14 protein-coding genes and 3 pseudogenes are annotated in these 18,750 nt (G+C 32.3%); 9 read left to right on the plus strand and 8 right to left on the minus strand.

Translation table 11 applies throughout. The annotated features are described in order from the left end of the window. Nucleotides 1-4 precede the first annotated feature (4 nt). Nucleotides 5-715 (minus strand): pirin family protein, encoded by a 711-nt coding sequence (locus IPJ23_17490; GenBank protein MBK7632458.1) that lies wholly within the window; start codon nt 713-715, stop codon nt 5-7. 146 nt (nt 716-861) lie between these two features. On the opposite strand from IPJ23_17490, the gene IPJ23_17495 reads away from it, so the two are divergent. The 8 genes and pseudogenes from IPJ23_17495 to IPJ23_17530 all read left to right on the plus strand — a co-directional run bounded on the left by IPJ23_17495 (nt 862) and on the right by IPJ23_17530 (nt 10,816). After that, nucleotides 862-4,107: a hypothetical protein gene (locus IPJ23_17495; GenBank protein MBK7632459.1), complete on the plus strand. Its 3,246-nt coding sequence runs from the start codon at nt 862-864 to the stop codon at nt 4,105-4,107. Further along, the gene (locus tag IPJ23_17500) at nt 4,104-4,742 is read left to right on the plus strand and encodes a response regulator transcription factor (protein MBK7632460.1); all 639 of its coding nucleotides are present in this window, start codon (nt 4,104-4,106) and stop codon (nt 4,740-4,742) included. Before IPJ23_17495 ends, IPJ23_17500 begins: the two co-directional genes overlap by 4 nt. Before the next feature lie 341 nt (nt 4,743-5,083). Then, nucleotides 5,084-5,353, plus strand: coding sequence for a hypothetical protein (locus tag IPJ23_17505; GenBank protein MBK7632461.1), 270 nt, complete (start codon nt 5,084-5,086; stop codon nt 5,351-5,353). A 134-nt stretch (nt 5,354-5,487) separates the two neighbouring features. Further along, nucleotides 5,488-6,395: pseudogene (locus IPJ23_17510) on the plus strand (1-aminocyclopropane-1-carboxylate deaminase/D-cysteine desulfhydrase). Nucleotides 6,396-6,507: 112 nt separating this feature from the next. Beyond that, a complete protein-coding gene (locus IPJ23_17515; GenBank protein ID MBK7632462.1) occupies nt 6,508-7,989 on the plus strand; it encodes a PAS domain S-box protein in 1,482 nt (493 codons plus the stop codon). A gap of 30 nt (nt 7,990-8,019) precedes the next feature. After that, entirely contained in the window at nt 8,020-9,447 is a 1,428-nt protein-coding gene (locus tag IPJ23_17520) for an MFS transporter (protein ID MBK7632463.1), read from the plus strand. Between the two features lie 44 nt (nt 9,448-9,491). Next, nucleotides 9,492-10,532, plus strand: a complete 1,041-nt coding sequence (locus IPJ23_17525; GenBank protein ID MBK7632464.1) for a trypsin-like peptidase domain-containing protein — start codon at nt 9,492-9,494, stop codon at nt 10,530-10,532. Between the two features lie 62 nt (nt 10,533-10,594). After that, nucleotides 10,595-10,816 (plus strand): hypothetical protein, encoded by a 222-nt coding sequence (locus IPJ23_17530; GenBank protein MBK7632465.1) that lies wholly within the window; start codon nt 10,595-10,597, stop codon nt 10,814-10,816. 21 nt (nt 10,817-10,837) lie between these two features. On the opposite strand, the gene mnmA is transcribed toward IPJ23_17530, so the two are convergent. The 7 genes and pseudogenes from mnmA to IPJ23_17565 form a co-directional block, all read right to left on the minus strand. Next, nucleotides 10,838-11,887, minus strand: a complete 1,050-nt coding sequence (gene mnmA, locus IPJ23_17535; protein MBK7632466.1) for a tRNA 2-thiouridine(34) synthase MnmA — start codon at nt 11,885-11,887, stop codon at nt 10,838-10,840. Between the two features lie 47 nt (nt 11,888-11,934). Continuing rightward, a complete protein-coding gene (locus IPJ23_17540) occupies nt 11,935-12,390 on the minus strand; it encodes a hypothetical protein (GenBank protein ID MBK7632467.1) in 456 nt (151 codons plus the stop codon). A 131-nt stretch (nt 12,391-12,521) separates the two neighbouring features. Continuing rightward, complete coding sequence (locus tag IPJ23_17545; GenBank protein ID MBK7632468.1) at nt 12,522-12,977, minus strand: DUF4920 domain-containing protein; 456 nt, start codon at nt 12,975-12,977, stop codon at nt 12,522-12,524. A gap of 29 nt (nt 12,978-13,006) precedes the next feature. Next, nucleotides 13,007-13,828 (minus strand): hypothetical protein, encoded by an 822-nt coding sequence (locus tag IPJ23_17550; GenBank protein MBK7632469.1) that lies wholly within the window; start codon nt 13,826-13,828, stop codon nt 13,007-13,009. A gap of 16 nt (nt 13,829-13,844) precedes the next feature. After that, nucleotides 13,845-15,207 (minus strand): annotated as a pseudogene (locus IPJ23_17555) (PhoH family protein). 181 nt (nt 15,208-15,388) lie between these two features. Next, nucleotides 15,389-16,843, minus strand: coding sequence for a tetratricopeptide repeat-containing sensor histidine kinase (locus IPJ23_17560; protein ID MBK7632470.1), 1,455 nt, complete (start codon nt 16,841-16,843; stop codon nt 15,389-15,391). Nucleotides 16,844-16,983: 140 nt separating this feature from the next. Beyond that, nucleotides 16,984-17,316, minus strand: a complete 333-nt coding sequence (locus IPJ23_17565; protein ID MBK7632471.1) for a tetratricopeptide repeat protein — start codon at nt 17,314-17,316, stop codon at nt 16,984-16,986. 352 nt (nt 17,317-17,668) lie between these two features. On the opposite strand from IPJ23_17565, the pseudogene carA reads away from it, so the two are divergent. Next, a pseudogene (carA, locus tag IPJ23_17570) lies at nt 17,669-18,744 on the plus strand (glutamine-hydrolyzing carbamoyl-phosphate synthase small subunit). Nucleotides 18,745-18,750: the final 6 nt, after the last annotated feature.

Raw genomic sequence — 18,750 nt, forward strand, 5'->3', positions numbered from 1 at the left:
ATTATTAACCCATCGGAACATCAATAACCAAAAAGTTTGAATCTTCAAGAATTTCTATTTCAAAATTATTTACTTCAGAAATTCCTATCGCATCACGCTTAAATAATTCTTCATCACCAACTTTCAAACTTCCATCTACAACCAGAATGTAAGCACCATTTGCAGAATTGCTTATTTGATAATTTACTTTTTTTCCCTTCTCAAAATTTCCCAAATAAATTTCTGCATCCTGATGAATATATAATGAGCCTTCTTTGTTTAATCCGGAAACTGCGGGAATAAGTTTATTCTTTCTCTCTGTAATAGGAAATGATTTTTGATCATACCTTGGTTTTATATTTTTTTCTTTTGGAAAAATCCAGATCTGAAAAAGTTTTACCCCATCTTTATCAGATGGATTAAACTCAGAATGTGTAATTCCTGATCCAGCAGACATAACCTGAACTTCATCTTTATAAATAACTGAACCAGTGCCCATACTGTCTTTATGCTCAAGCGCGCCTTCTAAAATTATTGTTATAATTTCCATATTATCGTGTGGATGAGTTCCAAATCCCATTGCCGGAACAACAGTATCATCATTAAGAACACGCAGCATTCCAAAGTTCATTATTTTCGGGTTGTAGTAATTTGCAAAGCTAAAGCTGTAACGTGTATCAAGCCAACCGTAATTTGCTTTTCCCCTGTCTTCGGATCTATAAACTATTTTTTTCATTTTATCACCGTTAATTATTCTTCTCAAATCTATGTTATGACACACAGATAATCAAATATTCAAATCACATATAATAAATCAATTAATATTCGGAGGTATAGAATCTTATCAAAAAATATCCTATATATGACTAAGAACTTACCAAAATGAATAAAATAGTAACAAAAAATAAAGACTTAAGTTTTTTTATCTTCTTTAATCTTGCTGCATTGTGGCTTTTATCAACCTCAATTTCCGCACAAGATTATATTATTAAACAAATTCGAATTGAAGATGGCTTGTCGCAAAGCACAATTTTTTCATCTTTGCAGGATAGCGAAGGTTATATGTGGTTTGCTACACGCAGCGGATTGAACCGTTACGACGGGTATAAGTTTAATTTATACTTCAATCACCCTAAGGATTCCACTTCACTTTCTGATGATGGAACAAACTCGCTTTATGAAGATAGAAGCGGAAACTTATGGATTGGAACTATTTATGGAAACATAAATAGATTTGACCGTATGACTGAAATGTTTGTCTATAAAAATGTTTCTGATTTGCTGGATGTGCTTCCGGATCAGACTGATGATTTTTATGAATACCCGTTGTCGTTTTCAAGAAATCAAAAAACTACAATCACTTCCATTGCAGAAGATAAAGACGGTAAACTCTGGATTGGAACATGGGGCTGCGGCATAATTGTAATTGATAAATATTTTAAAAAGTATCATCATTTTTATTTTGATAAGAACAATCCAACCGGACTAAAAACCAACAGAATTATGGATTTGCTTTTTGACTCTGATGGTAAATTGTGGGTTGCAACTTTTGGCGGCGGTTTAACAAGAATTACAAAATCTATTGTAAATTCTAAAGAACTATTTTCTTTCGAAACACTTCTTCAAGGTGAAGATGTGCATTCACTTTCAGACAATAAACTGCTAAATCTATTTCAAGATTCTGAAATGAATATCTGGATAGGTTCTTACTATGGTGGACTAATATTTATACCAAATGATCAAATTAAATTACCTTTTGGTAAAGCAAAAATAGATTGTCAGCGATGTCCTATTTCTGCAAATAATTTAACTCCAAATACAATTATGTCTTTTGCAGAGGATAAGGAACATTATTTATGGATTGGAACTTTTGGCGGGGGGCTAATTAGATATGATAAAAATAAAAATGAAACGCTGCACTTTTTCAACGATCCGTTTAACCAATATTCATTAGGGGATAATGATGTACTGTCGCTTTGTACAGATCGCTCCGGAATAATTTGGGCTGGTTCACATCTTGGTGCAGGTATAACAAAAATATATAAAAATAATTCGCACTTTAACCGAGTAAAACATGAACCCGGTAAAAAAAATACTTTAAACGATGATGTTGTTTGGTCACTTTACAAGGATAATGAAAATATTTTATGGATTGGAACATATAAAGGAGGTATTAATAAATATGATCCCATTAAGAATAGTTTTTCATATATAAAAAAATCAGACAATGTTAATTCTATAAGTAGTAATCATATTAGAGCAATTAAAGAGGATAGTTTCGGAAATTTGTGGATTGGAACTTATGACGGCGGTTTGAACATCTTAAATAAAAAAACAAACAAGGTAAATGTTTTTAAAAATGATCAACAGGACAAATTTAGTATTAGCGGTAACCAGGTTCAGGATATTTTAATTGAATCAGATTCGGTTTATTGGATTGCAACATTTGGAGGAGGTCTAAATAAAGTAGTTGTTAAGGGCAATCCAATAAATCAAAAGTTAAGATTTAAAAGATTTATAAATGAAAAGGACAATCCTCAATCAATCAGTGATAACCGTGTTTATAAGTTATTCCGTTCGCACGATGGCGTTTTCTGGATTTGCAGTTATGGTGGAGGTCTAAATTCATTTGATCCAAAGACAGAAAAATTTAAAAGATATCCCATCAACTCTGGATTAGAAGATAATTTTAATATCGAAAATCTTATGACGATTCACGAAGATTCAGATGGAATTCTCTGGTTAGGTTCTTACGGCGGCAGTTTAACAAGTTTTGATCGTACAACTGGAAAGTTTAAAAGGTATTCATTTACTGAAGGTTTAACAAGTGGTGTTGTTTATGGAATATTGGAAGACAGTTCAAATAATCTTTGGATCAGCTCTGATAATGGAATTTTTAGATTGAATCTTAAAACAAAAGAAATAAATCGTTATGATATTCAAGATGGACTACAAAGTTTGGAATTTAGCGGTGGAGCATATCTAAAAGATATATCAGGAATAATGTACTTTGGTGGTATAAGCGGCTATAATTATTTTGATCCTAATAGTATAAAACCCAACAAATATATTCCACCTATAGTAATAACTTCGGTAAAAGTTTTTAATGAGCACATTAAAGGTGAGCGAAAAGAATTAGTTCTTGATTACAAGAAAAATTTTATTTCTTTTGAATTTTCTTCACTCGACTACTCTGATCCAAAGGATAATCAATATTCATTTATGCTGGAAGGTTTACAAAATGACTGGCAAGTAACTGAAGCATCATCCAGAACTGCAACTTATACAAACCTTTCCCCTGGTACTTATATTTTTAAAGTACGGGGTTCTAATAGTGATGGAGTTTGGGGAGATAATTATGCATCTATAAAAATTGTTATACTGCATCCGTTCTGGCAAACATGGTGGTTTATAATCATTGCAGTAATTCTGATGGCTTCGTTTTTATATTATCTTAGCACAATCAGGATTAAAAACTTGCTTGCAATTGAAAAATTAAAATCTAAACTTGCTGCGGATTTACATGATAACATTGGATCCGGCTTAACAGAGATTTCAATCTTAAGCGAAGTCGCATCAAGAAAAAATATTTTTGGGGATAAGAATTCAAACAGTGAGTTAAAAAATATTAGCGAGATTTCAAGAAAACTTGTTGATAGTATGAGCGATATTGTTTGGGTGGTAAATCCAAGTCGTGATTCATTACACGATTTGATTATCAGATTAAAAGATACTTACAGTGAGTTACTTAACTCTTTAGAAATATCTTTTAAAACCAAAAATCTTGAAAAGCTTAAGGACGTAAAACTTCCAATGGAGGTAAAGCAAAATCTGTACTTAATATTTAAGGAAGCAATAAATAATTCCATTAAGCACAGTAACTGTAAACACATTACACTTGAAGCGAATTTAAGAAACGATGTATTAGAAATTAGCTTAAATGATGATGGGATTGGGTTTGATGAATCTTTGCTTTCTAAAGGTAACGGATTAAAAAATATGGAAAACAGAGCTGCTCAAATAAACGGAAAAATTAAAATTAAATCCTCTGTAAATACCGGCACCACAATTAGATTTATTGGTAAATCCGGTTTAGCAAATAAACTTAAAGTACTTTTCAAACAATGATAAACGTAGCAATTGTAGAAGATAACACAACTATCAGAGAAGGTCTTGCCGCACTAATAAATGGAACTGAAGGTTACAAATGCATTGGTGCATTTGGCGATGTAGAATCATTTTTACCAAAAATCGGTTTGCTGCCAATCAATGTTGTGCTTATGGATATTGGCTTACCAGGAATGAATGGAATTGAAGGAGCCAAATCTGCTGTTATAAAAAATCCTGATCTGAGCATTCTTATGTTAACCGTTTATGAAGAAAGTGAATTTGTTTTTGATGCTCTTTGTGCCGGAGCGTGCGGCTATCTTGTAAAAAAAACTCCACCTGCACGATTACTTGAAGCAATAAGAGATGCAAACGACGGCGGCTCACCAATGAGCTCCAGAATTGCCCGCCAGGTTATAACTGCTTTTAAAGAAGGCAAGGCACTTTCTGCTCAAATCCAGAATTATGATTTAAGTGATAGAGAAATTAGTGTGCTTAATCTTTTATCCGATGGATATAATTATCAAGAAATTGCGGAGACACTATTTATTAGTGTTGATACTGTTCGTCATCACATCAGAAACATCTACAAAAAACTCCACGTTCACTCCCAATCCGAAGCAGTGGCAAAAGCAATCAGAAAAAAAATTATTTAGAAATTGGTCACAACTTCTAGGCATCATTTCGAAGGAGCAAATCCCGGAGAACTGAGAGAAATCTGAATAATTGGTACTATAAGATTTCAGCTTACCTCCCACCACAGGCGGGATTCGAAATGACATATAATTTTTTTCGTTCCCCGCATAATTGTGCAATATTCTCTTTTTTCTCATTCCACACACCTAAAAACCGCATATCTATGCAGTTGCGCTCTTATCATTAATTTTGCACTTTTATCCCAGAAATTGATCATAAGATTTTTTGAAGCGATAAAAAAAATATGAGTATTAAATGCGACCGAATAAAATCTATACTAACCAATAACGAGGAGGATGTTATGGAAAACATCATATATCCAAAAACAATTTCTAATCCATTAGCAGATCTTATAAGCGATGAGATTTGGGAATTACTTAATAGCCGCGGTTTAATTAATGACCGTTCAGTAAGAGATTATATTATTCGCAGAAGATTTAAAACATTACGCTCGCAAAAAATTAGAACCGGTGATGCGATTGATACATTAAGGGCAGAATATCCTTATCTTCAATTTGACACAATTAGAAAGATAGTGCATAATCCTCCAAAACAGATAAGTAGATCATAGATCTTTTAAGGAATTCTACCCTTACCCGTCCTGATTACAAAATTGGGTCGGGTTTTTTTATATAAAATATTTGGTTTACTGATTTTTTAATTTAATCTATAGTTAATTTTAATTGAATAGTTAAATTAGAATTAATGATAATAGAAAATCCTACAACTCCACTTACAGAAATCTTTGATCCGTTATTTGAACAGAAACAGATTAGATTTTTTGTAAAGCGAGAAGATCTCACTGATGATTTTATTTCCGGTAATAAATTTTATAAACTAAAATACAATCTAATAGAAGCTGAAAAGCTTGGTTATAAAACACTGCTGACATTTGGCGGAGCCTATTCAAATCACACTCACGCAACTGCCGCCGCAGGTAAAAATATGGATTTAAGACAATCGGAGTTATTCGCGGTGAAGAACATTTACCACTTAATCCGACATTAAACTTTGCCAAAGAAAATGGAATGATTTTAGAATACATAGATAGAAAGTCTTATAGAAATAAATACGATAAATACATTGTTGATGAATTTAAAAATAAATTTGAAGATTTTTATTTAATTCCGGAAGGGGGATCAAATCATCTTGCAATAAAAGGCTGTGCGGAAATTATTCCCAGCATTACAACTGATTTTAATTTTATTTGTTCTGCGTGCGGTACCGGCGGCACACTTGCCGGATTAGTTTTAGGATTGGATTCAAAATCTTTTGCTCTTGGTTTTTCTGTTCTTAAAGGTGGAGAATTTCTTTACAAAAACATTCGCACTCTTCTATCATATTATCAAAAAGACAAACTGAACAATTTTCAGATAAATCTGGATTATCACTTTGGAGGATACGCAAAAACAAACAACAAGCTAAACAAGTTTTGCAATAGTTTTGAAGAACAGCATAACATCCCCATTGAGCCAATATATACAGGCAAAATGTTTTATGGGATTTATGATTTAATTAAGAATAATTTTTTCCCGGTAAACAGCACAATTGTTGCAATCCATACAGGCGGTTTACAAGGATTGCAAGGTTTAAAACAGAGAAAAATGATTTAAAAAACTTACGTGTTTTAATAGAATAACATTTATAACTTTACAATATAGTTTGATTAATATTTTATTTCTTCGTAACTATTTCTCACAGTATCTCTAATTATTAAGAGTCTTTATGAGTCAAGAAAAAATCCTGATATGCGTACAGGAAAATAGTGCTGTAAAAAATCTGGAATCAAAACTTATTAATTCCGGTTTCTCTGTTGTTGTATCAAAAACAGAAATTAAATCTGTTGTTTCACTCGCGTTAGAATCCTATCCTGATTTTATTGTTATAAGTGTAAATCTTAATACTAAATTTTCCGGAATTGAAGCAGTTTCAGAGATCAAACAACAATTAGACATTCCGGTTATTTATCTTTCTCATGATGATGACAAAGAATCTTATAATAAAGCTAAGTCTACAAATCCAACCGCATATTTTTCATTTCCATTCGAAATTGATAACCTTATACGATCGATAGAGTTGGGATTAGCCAATTATAAGTTGCAACAAAAAATTAGTGATGCGCGCAAAAAGTATGAAATGGTTATCAAAGCTAGCAAAGCCGGTGTTTATGAAATTGATCCCATTACTTTTGAGATAGATTGTGAAGAAAGTCTAGCAGAAGTGTTTAGTTATTCTATACAAGAAGTAAAAGACAAAGGTTGGGGCAATTTATTACCAATTGAAGATTACAACAAAAAGAAAGAATTATTGTCAAATTTATTGCAAGACAAAATTAAATCTTATTCACTTGAACACAGAGTAATAAAAAAAGATGGGTCACTTGCGTGGGCATTGTCTCATGGTTCATTAGTAACCGATACACACGGCAAATCTAAAATTGTTGGAACACTTACTGACATAACCGAGAGAAAAATTAATGAAGAAAGATTAAAAAAGTATTCTGAGGATTTGCAAAAAAGCAATTCTGCTAAGGATAGATTTTTCTCAATAATATCGCACGATTTAAGAAACCCCTTTAACTCTTTATTAGGATTTTCAGAATTACTTGCTAATAATATTGAAGACCTTACAGAACAAGAAGTAAAAGACTCCGCAAAAACATTGCACAGAACTGCAACTAATCTTTTTAATTTACTCACAAATCTTTTGGAGTGGTCCAGATTGCAGACGGGTAATTTCTCGTTTGAAAAATCAGAGTTTTCAATATGTATTATCGTAAACCATGTTCTCAGTATCTTTTCAGATTCATTTGAAGCTAAGAACCTTAAGCTGACTAAAGAAACTGATCTTGAAATAAACGTGCTGGCCGATCAAAATATGATTGAAGCTTCAATAAGAAATCTTGTATCTAATGCAATTAAATTTACTCATGATGGAGGGACAATTACTGTTGGTTGTAAAACTAATGGTGATAAAGCCGAAGTATTTGTTAAAGATACAGGTGTTGGTTTGTCGTCAGAGGATCAAGAGAGATTATTTAAAATAGAAAAACAGTTTACTACTGAAGGAACCAAAAACGAAAAAGGTACGGGTTTTGGTCTGCTGTTAACTAATGAGCTAATCAAAAAAAACGATGGCACCATAAAAGTAACAAGCAAAAAAGAAAGCGGCTCTACTTTTACTATTGTACTGCCTTGTGTAAAGTAATTATTATTTCATTCAATTACAGGAAAATATATGTCCGATAATTCATCACCGGAAATTGATCCACAACCAAGCACTTTTAAAAGTGTATTTAAAGAAATAACACAACCGTTTATAGATTTATTTCATTCTTCCCGAGCGTTGTGGGGAATAAATCTCACATACCTGCTTGAAGGAATTACATACTTTGGCGTAGTTGGTTATTTGGTTATTTATTTTACTGATTTTGTTAAGCTGGATGATATTAACGCAGGGCAAATGGTTGGATTTCAAACTGCAGGAATTACGCTGGCGATGCTGTTTCTCGGTGCGACTGTAGATTGGATTGGTGTAAGAAAATCTCTCATATATGCTTTGCTTTTTATGTTGATTGGAAGAGTTTTCTTAACTCTTGGACCAACAATTACTTCTAATACCGGATTATGGTCTTCTGCTCATTTAATTGCTATGGTGGGATTATTGGGCATCATTTTAGGTTACGGTATTTACCAGCCAGCTTGTTATGCTGCTGTAAAACTATTTACCACAGAAAAAACATCTGCCATGGGTTATGCAATGCTATATGCGATTATGAATCTTGGCGGATTTCTTCCCGGAATTATCGCCCCGCCAATAAGAAAGGCATTTGCAAATGATCAAGAAGGAATGTTAGGTGTAATGTGGGTTTATGTCGGATTAACAGTTTTAGGAATTATTGTTGTTGCAACCATTCTTTCCAAAAAAACCATTGAAAAGACAATACGAGAAGTTAGCACAGAAACTAAAGAGCAGATTGAGGCTGATAAAAAAGCTGAGGATGAAAAATCCGCTAAAGAAAAAATTATGTTCTATCTTAAAAATTTTCCTATTAGAGATTTAAGATTTATGTTTTTTATCTTCATTCTAATTCCTGTACAAACACTTTTTGCACACAATTGGTTAACGCTGCCTGTTTATTATAAAAGAGCATTTACAGGAGTAGTGGCTGATAACTTTGAGTTCTTTACGAACTTTAATCCGCTGTTAATTTTCATTCTAACTCCAATGGTTGCAGCATTAACCGTAAAGCGCGACACTTATAAGATGATGATTTATGGAACGTTTGTTATGGCAGCACCGACCTTTATACTAACTCTTGGTCCAAGTATCTACACAGTTTTTGCATATTTAACTTTGATGACTATCGGAGAAGCAATGTGGCAGCCAAGATTTTTACAGTGGGTTGCTGAAATTGCTCCAAAGGGAATGACAGGAATTTATATGGGAATCGGACAGTTCCCATGGTTTTTAACTAAAGTTGTTACGAGTTTATACTCTGGATGGTTTTTAATGCACTACGCTCCAGAAGGTATTGATCCATCCCAAATGAATACTGAAACAATGTGGTTTATTTATGGCTGTATTGCTATGGTAAGTAGTTTCGGGTTATTTTTTGCACGTGGCTGGATGCAAAAAGGTTTTAAGACAAAGCATGGTGAATAAAAGAACTAACAAGTTCAATCGATAAATATTTAAGGATATCTGAAATGAAAAAAAGAGATTTGATTTCAATCGTTTTTTTACTGATATCCTTATTTGTTTTTTATAGCTGCTCATTTACATCGTACGAAAAAGTGTATCCCACATTACTGGATGGAAAGTATGATAGTGAATTTCCGTATAAGTCTTCTTCTGTTGAATTAGGAAAGATTAGTGAAACAATCCAGCGAGTTAACTCAACAGCTTTTTATAAAATCTATGTGTTTGATGGAAAAGATAATTTTACTTTAAAAGATTTAGAAACTAAAAGACTAACCAAAGTCGCAATAAAAGAAGCTCTTGCAGATAATTCATGCTCGGGAACTGCAGTATCTGTTTATTCTGAAAATGGAAAAGTTGCATTACTAACCTGTGCACACACAATCTCTTTTCCGGATACTATTATAGCATACAAATATGATGAATTAGGTTTTGCGACAAATTTTGTTGAGTCAATTTCGATCAAAGAAAAACAGGTGATCTATGTTGCAGGATTTCCCGAAGGCAGCCAGGTAGAAGTTATTGCAATTGATGAGCACTCTGATATTGCCTTGATAGGAAGAAAATATGGTGGTCAAAAGGGAATATTTTTTCCAACATTTAATTATCCATTAGGCAAAGCAAAAGATGTTGAATGGGGCACATTTGTTTATCTTGTTGGGTATCCAGTTAATTTTAAAATTATTACTAAAGCGATTGTAAGCAGTCCGCGCAGAGATGAAGCGGGTTCATTCCTTGTTGATGCGGTAATTAATCCCGGATTTAGCGGTGGATTTGCGCTTGCAATTCGAGATGGAGTTCCAAATTTTGAGTTGATAGGAATGGTGCAATGGGTTCCGGAAGAAGAAGAGAATTTAGTTTATCCGGAAAATTTGAAAACCAAAACAACTTATAATCCCATTGTACCTTACGATGGGAATCTTTATGTAAGAAAACATTCAGCAATCCGTTATGGCATTGCCAAAATAATTCCTGTTGAAAGCATTATGACTTTTCTGCAACAAAATAAATCTTATATTAATGAAAAAGGGTTCTATATTTTTGAGTAAAATTTTTAATATTCAGTAACTTTTTTATATACTTATGCGTCTTATGTGTACTGAGGAGCCTAATGACCAAAGAAATTGAACAAATAGAATTTAAATCAATATGCCCAATTTGCGATAATCCTTTTACAGAATTATGGGTTGCAAAACTTGATTCCGTAATCGGAGTAAGGTATGCTTATATCTGCATGAATTGTAAAAACCTGATTAAAATAACTAAAGAAAAATATGTCGACACATCAAATCTTAAACAAATTCTTTTCTCCCAATCAGCTACTGTTATCTAATTAATTTTTTTAATAATAATATTATTCTAAAATAACACTTCCACCAAGACAAACGTCATCTTTGTAAAAAACCGCAAATTGTCCCGGTGCAATTCCACGATCTTCTTTTTCAGTTACTACCATTGCGGAACTATCACCAAAATTTAAAGTGCAATTATAAAAATGCTCACCATGACGAATCTTTACAAGATAATTTCCATCTTCAGGTTGCTCTTCCGCAATCCAATTAAACTTACCAACTTTAAATTCTTTTCTAGCACGGTTTGTAATATTTTCTTTTGAGATATAAACAATATTTTTTTCAATATCCTTACTAATAACATACCAAGGACCACCGCCTAATCTTAAACCGGAGCGCTGACCAATTGTATAAAAATAAAATCCTTTGTGTTTACCTAGAACTTTGTTTGTATGAATATCAACTATATCGCCTTCTAATTCCCCAAGGTGATGTTTTATAAAATCAGAAAATTTAATCTTACCCAGAAAACAAATTCCCTGGCTGTCTTTCCTACTCATATTTGGCAGATTATATTTTGCCGCAAGTTCCCGTATTTCTTTTTTTCTGTAAGTTCCAATCGGAAAGAGCGTCCGGCTTAATTGCTGTTGAGTGAGATAAGCAAGAAAATATGTTTGATCTTTTATAGGGTCAGGAGAAATTTTTAAGATAAACTTTTTATTTTTGTCTTCAATTTTTGCGTAATGACCAGAAGCAACTTTTTCAAACGAGTTATCAATCTTATTTATAAACTGTCCAAACTTTATTAAACGGTTACAAAACATATCAGGATTTGGCGTTCTGCCTTCTTTAATTTCTGAAATCGTATAAGAAACAACAGAATCCCAATATTCGGTTTGCATGTTTATAGTTTCAAGTGGAATGTTGGCTTGTTTACAAACGGCACGAGCAAATTCTAAATCCTCTTCCCACGGGCAATCACCAAGAAATGAAAATTCATCCTGCAGCCATATCTTTAAATAAAAAGCTGTTACATCATGCCCTGCATTTTTAAGTAAACGAAGCGCAACTGAACTATCAACACCACCGGAAAGTAAAACTGCAACTTTCATTTATTTTTTTGTATCCGGTTTAATCTTAGCTGATTGAATCTGTTCAATCACTTTATCATAGATCTTTTTTCAACTTTACTAAGAATAAGTGTAACAAGTTTATTTGAGTCAGTCAGCCTATCAAAAAAGCCTATACATACTTTGCTTTTGCCATCACAGATTTTCATTATTCCGCGATACTTACCATCAAATATACCACCTGAAATTGCATCGATATCTTTAATAAATATTGTAATTGACTTATCCTTAAAAATAAATTCAGTGCAAATAATTTTTTCAGTATCAACTTCAATCTTATAAGGAACAAGTTTATAAAAATTAATATAGGATTTATTCAAATAGTAAATAACAAATAGCGATAACAGAAATGGGATAAGAATAACAAGGTTCTTATCAATCAAGGCGGCAACTGAAACAGCATAAAAAATTAACATTGGTGTTAATACTAAATTCAAATATCGGTAAATAAACTTCCAGAATATTGGATATGTAAATGTTTGCATAAATTATTTTAGATTTCTTTATTCAAATTTACTCAAGTCTGCAATTACATTAAAATTGAAAATTAGGGGTTTGTTTAACACAATAAAAAAGGGCTCGATTGAGCCCTTAATAATCAATTAAAATTCTATCTTTATTTTATTACAGCACCAATTCCTTTTATCTGATAAAAAGTAACCGGACCTGTAACGCTTGCAGGATCAAACTCTGTTCCCTGTTCTGCTGCAACGTGCTCATAATATTCAGCCGCTTCTTCTTTTGTTAACTCAATTTTATAAACGATTCCTTCAACCAACGCTGATTTACCTTTTGCTTCAACGGGAAAAACAATATCACCGTCTTTAACTTTTATTTTTACTTTTTGATTTTCAGCATCGCTTTTTAATTCCATCCAGCAACCAGCCATTGCGCAGACATCAATAATTTCACCTTCAACTAAAACTGTTTTCCCAACAAATTCTTCAGGCATTTCAAGAATTTTTGAAATATTTGTTTTTTCTGTTAAAGAAATATCCTTACCGAACTTTTCTGTTTGTGAATAAATATTAACTGTCGTAAAAAGAAATAGAACCATTAATAAGCTTTTCATTGTTTCTCCGTTTTTAAGTTTTTAAATATCTAAAATTTTATAGTTACTTTTTCCTTAAACTCAACTTTTATTCCGGGTAGATCACCAATAATTTCTTTAAACTGTTCCATCGTTTCAGGTTTTGTTTTTTGCAAGTTTTCTAAAACATCTTTGTTTTTTATCACTTCAGAAAAATCAACCTGCATAAGAGTAACTTCATTTCCATCAACAAACGATGCATCTGTTTCCTTTATTGATCCGTTAAAATTAAATGAAACATTAATTTTCATCCCATCAAACATTTCGATGATCTTTTGTTGAGCATCTTCATTAAAAGTTGAGTCTTCAAACTCTGTTTCATTTGAATCTATTTCAACTTCTTCTTTCATTTCTGGTTTTGGAAAATTAATAACCAAGGTTGAAGGATTACCTTTTTTAAAATCAAACTTTAGTAAATCATCAACTGGTTTTTCTTCTTTAGTCATCATCTCATCGCCAAACGGCATTTTATCATCCGGGCTTGGATTTATTTTTACTTTATTGATATCCTTAAAAGAATAAATTGCTTTATAACCTTCGTAGTTTCCAATAGTAATTTTTTCGCCGGATAGATACTTAACTCCTTCACCATAATTTGCAGCTTTTTCTGTCAACTCACCTTCTTTAAACATACTATACTCTTCTGATTTTGTTGAATCAAAAGCCATTGCAAATTCTTTCATCATATTAATAACTGTGCTTTTAATAACAACTGTCTCCTCAATTGTCCCGCTTCCATCATTATTAAGATTAACTTTTGTGTCAACCTGTAAACAACCTGAAAAAAATATTGTCGCTAAAAATCCCATTAAAAAAAGTTTTATATTTTTCATTTTAATCCTAAATAGTTTATAAAAGATTACTTGCTAATTCTGCTAACTCAGATCGTTCCCCTTTTTCAAGATTTATATGTGCATAAAGTTTTTGCCCTTTAAATTTATCAATAAGATAAGAAAGTCCGTTTGATTGCCCATCAAGATATGGATGATCAATTTGATAAATATCCCCCGTAAAAACAATTTTAGCCCCTTCACCGGCACGTGTAATTATAGTCTTAATTTCGTGTGGAGTAAGATTTTGAGCTTCATCCACAATAAAAAATATTCTTTGCAAACTTCTTCCGCGTATGTATGATAGAGGCTCGATAACAAGTTTTTGATCCTTTATCATTGTATCAATCGCGGTATGCTTGTTATCATTTTCAGGGAATTGATCCTGAATAACTTTTAAATTATCCCAGAGCGGCTGCATATATGGTGCAAGTTTACTTTCTACATCACCTGGCAGAAAACCAATATCTTTATTACTTAGCGGAACAATTGGTCGAGCAATAAAAATTTGCCTATAATTCTTTTTAACGTGCAATGCACTAGCAAGTGCAAGAAGTGTTTTTCCTGTTCCTGCTTTTCCTGTCATAGATACAAGTCTTATATCCGGATTTGTTAACGCATTTACAGCAAAAGTCTGTTCAGCGTTACGCGGATTTATTCCATAAACATTTGTCTTGTCAACTTTAACAATTTGTTCTTTGTTCTGATCAAGTTGAGCAAGTACGGAGCGATTTGTATTTCTTAAAATGTAATATTTATTTGAAAGTGCTTCTCCATTCAATTTTTTTAATAAACGGCTTTGCCGGCACTGAATATGGAGGCTGAAAAAGTTTTACTAAAAGATCATCATTTGCATCTTCAATAATTCCTTTTCCGCTGTAAAGTTCTTCAATGCTGCTGACTCTATCGGTTGTATAATCTTCAGCAAGTATTCCAAGTGCTTTAGCTTTCATTCTAAGATTAACATCTTTAGTTACAAGAATTACTTGCGATTTTTCTTTTAACTTTGCCTGCCACTCATAAGCAACACTTAATACACGATGATCAGGTGTATCATCTTTAAAAACATCTCGTATTGCCGGAGCTAATCCTTTTAGAATTGCTATACGGAGTTTCCCTCTTCCCTTTCCCATTGAAATACCACCATTAAATAATGCTGATCCGGTGATTGAATCAAGCGTACGTGCAAATTCTCTGGCGTTAAGATTAATAACTTGACTGCCACGCTTAAAATGATCAAGCTCTTCTATAACCGTTAAGGGAATTACAACATCGTTTTCTTGAAATTGATTTATTGATGTTGCATCGTGCAAAATTACGTTCGTGTCCAGAACAAATGTTTTAGGAGATTTTTTTGATGAACTAGTTTTTTTTGCAGACATAATATCTCTTTATTATTAAAAAATATTTTTTTGTGGATAATAAAAATGGATGAAATCTGAAAAAGTTTTTTTTATTTAGTTAATATTTTATCAAAATATAGATGTGTTTCTGTATAAAGATTTACTGGCAAAAATCCTAAATAAGATTATCAATTTCAAATTATTAAACATAAAATTATTATTACAATTCAACGTCACTGTTCGGAATATAAATCATAAACTTGCTTCCTGCATTAACTTCGCTTTTAACATTAATTTTCCAGTTAAGTTTCTCTACTAATTCTTTAACTAAAACTAATCCCAAACCGGTTCCTGATTCGCCCATCGTTCCTCTTCCTGTAGAAACCTTACCAAGTACAAAAATGTTTCTTAATTGTGATGGTTCGATTCCAATACCATGATCTTTAACTGAAAAGATAGAGTGCTCGTTCTGTTTATAAAATTCAACAGTAATTTCGCTTAATGTATTTGAAAACTTAATTGCGTTGTTTACCAAATTTCCGATAATCGCTTGAAAAATAAATTTATCAGTTGTAATCAAAACATCAGTTGGGGTATTAACATTTAATTTTATTTTTTTGTTTTGCGCGGACTGCAAATACGGATGTACTGCAGCTTCAACTACATCAGAAAGTAAAACTTTTTCCGGATATACTTCAATTTTATTATTTGATAACCTTGCCCAGGTAAGCAAGTTTTCTAAAAGCCTTATTAAATTTTTAGATGAAACATTCATCTGGCTGATAATATCCTTTTTGTCAGCTTCACTTAGCTTATCAAAATCTTCCTCCAATAATTCGGAAATATTTACAAATGCTGCTATCGGATTTCTTAGATCGTGAGCAATAATTGAAAAGAATTTATCTTTGGTCGTATTCAGCCCAGCAAGTACATCATTATTCTTGCTAATCTCAACTCTGCTGTTTTCAACCTCTTCGTTTTTTATCTGCAATAAATCTTTTGCTTTTAAAATCTTATTTCTATTGCGCAACAATACCCAAATAAAAATAATTGAGGCAATTGCGAGAACCGATATTACAAGAGCAATTATTTTTTGCGAACCTATAATTTTTTTTTGTAATTCATTTTCATTCACTAAGAGTTGTGTTTCGCGCTCTTTTTGTTTTAGTTCATGTTTTGCCTGTAGTTCAGCGATCTTTTCACTATTTGTTAACACATAAAGACTATCACTATAGAACTTGTATTCTAGTCTTAACTCATAAGCCTTTTTATAATTACCGGTATTGTAATAAAGCGAAGCTAGTTCCTGATTTATAATACTCAAATCACTTAATGAGTTTAATTCTTCAGATAGCCTTATTGCTTCTTTAAGATTTTTTTCTGCTTCTGAATAATTTTTGGTTTTATTATAAAATTTTCCAAGTTCAGTTAATGCGTGTATAATTTCCAGCTTATAATCTATACTACGAGCAAGATTAAGTGATTCTTGAAAATAATTTTCCGCCGACCTTTCATTACCTTTACTTAATTGTATTTGTCCTAAGTTTGTATAAGCCCAAATCATACTTTTAGTATCGCCAGAAGCACGGGAATTTGTAATGGCTTTATTTAAATACCCTTCGGCGTCGTCAAATCTTTTGGTTTCTATATAGATTTCAGCAATATAACTTTGCAATAGTGCTAGTGAAGACTTGCTATTTTCATCAGCATAGTCAATAGCCTCAAAATAGTATTTTAAAGACTTTTCATTATCGCCGTTATTATCATACAGAACACCAATGTTTAATAATGTGTTAAGTATCGTTGGCTTATCGTTTATCTTTTAGCATAATCAAGTGAATGGAAAAAGTTTTCAACTGCAAGATTAATATTTCCCTTCATTTGATGATTGATTGCTTGAGAATTAAAAACTTTTATTAGACTAAGCGAGTCATGAAATTCCTCATAAATCGGAATAGCCTTTTGATAATATTCATCAGACTGATTTATTTCACCTAGGTGCCAAAGCGCAACACCTTTGTTAAATAATGCATCTGCTTTGCTCCATTTACTATTAACTTTTTCTGATAAACTAATCGCTTCATCAAGATATTTTATTGCTTCATTTGGATTTTCGGAAGAAAGAAAATATCCAAGCTTAATTAACAATTTTACCCTCGCTTTTCCTTCGGACGAATGTAATAATGTTAATAATGAATCAACTTTTGATTGAGCATGTAAAGTGCAAATGCTAATCAAAATAATTGATAGGCAAAGAAGTAAAAATATTTTAGTTTGTTTAAGCATGTTTATTGTGAAAGAAATTACTAATTAACCGTCATTGAAATATTAGCAAAATTTATATCAGAAATTCTTGTCGGTTTTTAAAAATAATATCATATATTTACGCTTAAAATAACTACGGCATTGCTAAAATACTATTTAGAAATATTACTATGATTTGAAGTTTTAAGCCACTTTTGGAGTGGCTATTTTTTTATCCGAAAGTACTTGATGAACTATGAATAAACAAAAAACAAAAGCCAAACTAATCCTTGAAGACGGAAGTGAATTTGCCGGATACAGTTTTGGATATGAAGGAAACACTAACGGCGAAGTTGTGTTTAATACCGGAATGGTCGGCTATCCAGAAACAATGACTGATCCATCCTACCGCGGACAAATTCTTGTTTGTACATATCCACTAATAGGTAACTATGGAATTCCATCTAAAGATAAAGAAGATGGAATGCTTAAAAATTTTGAATCAGATAACATTCACTGCCGTGCTTTGATTGTTACGGATTATTCATTTGAATATTCCCATTGGAGTGCAGAACAATCTTTATCGGATTGGATGATTGAAGAAAAAATTCCAGGAATTTATGGTATTGATACAAGAATGCTTACAAGAAAACTCCGTGATAAAGGAACAATGCTTGGAAAATTATCGTTGATGAAAATTCTAAAATTGATTTTATAGATCCCAATAAAACAAATCTTGTTGGAGAAGTAAGCGTAAAAGATGTTGTTGAATACAAAGCAGGAAAACAAAAAATTATTCTTGTTGATTGCGGAACAAAGAATAACATAATTCGTGCTTTTCTAGGTAGAGATATCACAGTTATCCATGTTCCGTATGATTATGATTTCACTAAAATTGAAGCAAACGGAATAGTAATTTCAAATGGTCCCGGCGATCCAAAACTTAATAATAAAACTATTGAACATGCTAAAATTGCAATGCAATCAAACAAGCCTATTCTTGGAATTTGTCTTGGTTCACAAATACTCGCACTTGCTGCAGGAGCTGATACTTACAAATTAAAATATGGTCATCGCGGGCATAACCAGCCATGCAATGAACTTGGAACAAAGCGTTGTTACATCACTTCTCAAAATCACGGCTATGCAGTTGATGCAAAAACTTTAGCACAAGATTGGCGTGAATGGTTTGTTAATGATAACGACGGAACTAACGAAGGAATAATTCATATATCAAAACCATTTTTTGCTTCACAGTTTCACCCGGAAGCTTCACCAGGACCAGACGATAGCGAATTTATTTTTGATATGTTTGTGAGGGCATTGAAATGATAAAAA

It is taken from the genome of Ignavibacteriales bacterium (assembly GCA_016709765.1).
Classification (GTDB): Bacteria; Bacteroidota; Ignavibacteria; order Ignavibacteriales; family Ignavibacteriaceae; genus IGN3.

Bases quoted from the DNA above. Each gene is read 5' to 3' on its own strand.
- IPJ23_17545 (MBK7632468.1), bottom strand. From the start codon at position 12,977: ATGAAAAGCTTATTAATGGTTCTATTTCTTTTTACGACAGTTAATATT.
- IPJ23_17500 (MBK7632460.1), top strand. From the start codon at position 4,104: ATGATAAACGTAGCAATTGTAGAAGATAACACAACTATCAGAGAAGGT.
- IPJ23_17495 (MBK7632459.1), top strand. From the start codon at position 862: ATGAATAAAATAGTAACAAAAAATAAAGACTTAAGTTTTTTTATCTTC.
- IPJ23_17505 (MBK7632461.1), top strand. From the start codon at position 5,084: ATGGAAAACATCATATATCCAAAAACAATTTCTAATCCATTAGCAGAT.
- IPJ23_17490 (MBK7632458.1), bottom strand. From the start codon at position 715: ATGAAAAAAATAGTTTATAGATCCGAAGACAGGGGAAAAGCAAATTAC.
- IPJ23_17540 (MBK7632467.1), bottom strand. From the start codon at position 12,390: ATGCAAACATTTACATATCCAATATTCTGGAAGTTTATTTACCGATAT.
- IPJ23_17520 (MBK7632463.1), top strand. From the start codon at position 8,020: ATGTCCGATAATTCATCACCGGAAATTGATCCACAACCAAGCACTTTT.
- IPJ23_17530 (MBK7632465.1), top strand. From the start codon at position 10,595: ATGACCAAAGAAATTGAACAAATAGAATTTAAATCAATATGCCCAATT.
- mnmA (MBK7632466.1), bottom strand. From the start codon at position 11,887: ATGAAAGTTGCAGTTTTACTTTCCGGTGGTGTTGATAGTTCAGTTGCG.
- IPJ23_17515 (MBK7632462.1), top strand. From the start codon at position 6,508: ATGAGTCAAGAAAAAATCCTGATATGCGTACAGGAAAATAGTGCTGTA.
- IPJ23_17550 (MBK7632469.1), bottom strand. From the start codon at position 13,828: ATGAAAAATATAAAACTTTTTTTAATGGGATTTTTAGCGACAATATTT.
- IPJ23_17525 (MBK7632464.1), top strand. From the start codon at position 9,492: ATGAAAAAAAGAGATTTGATTTCAATCGTTTTTTTACTGATATCCTTA.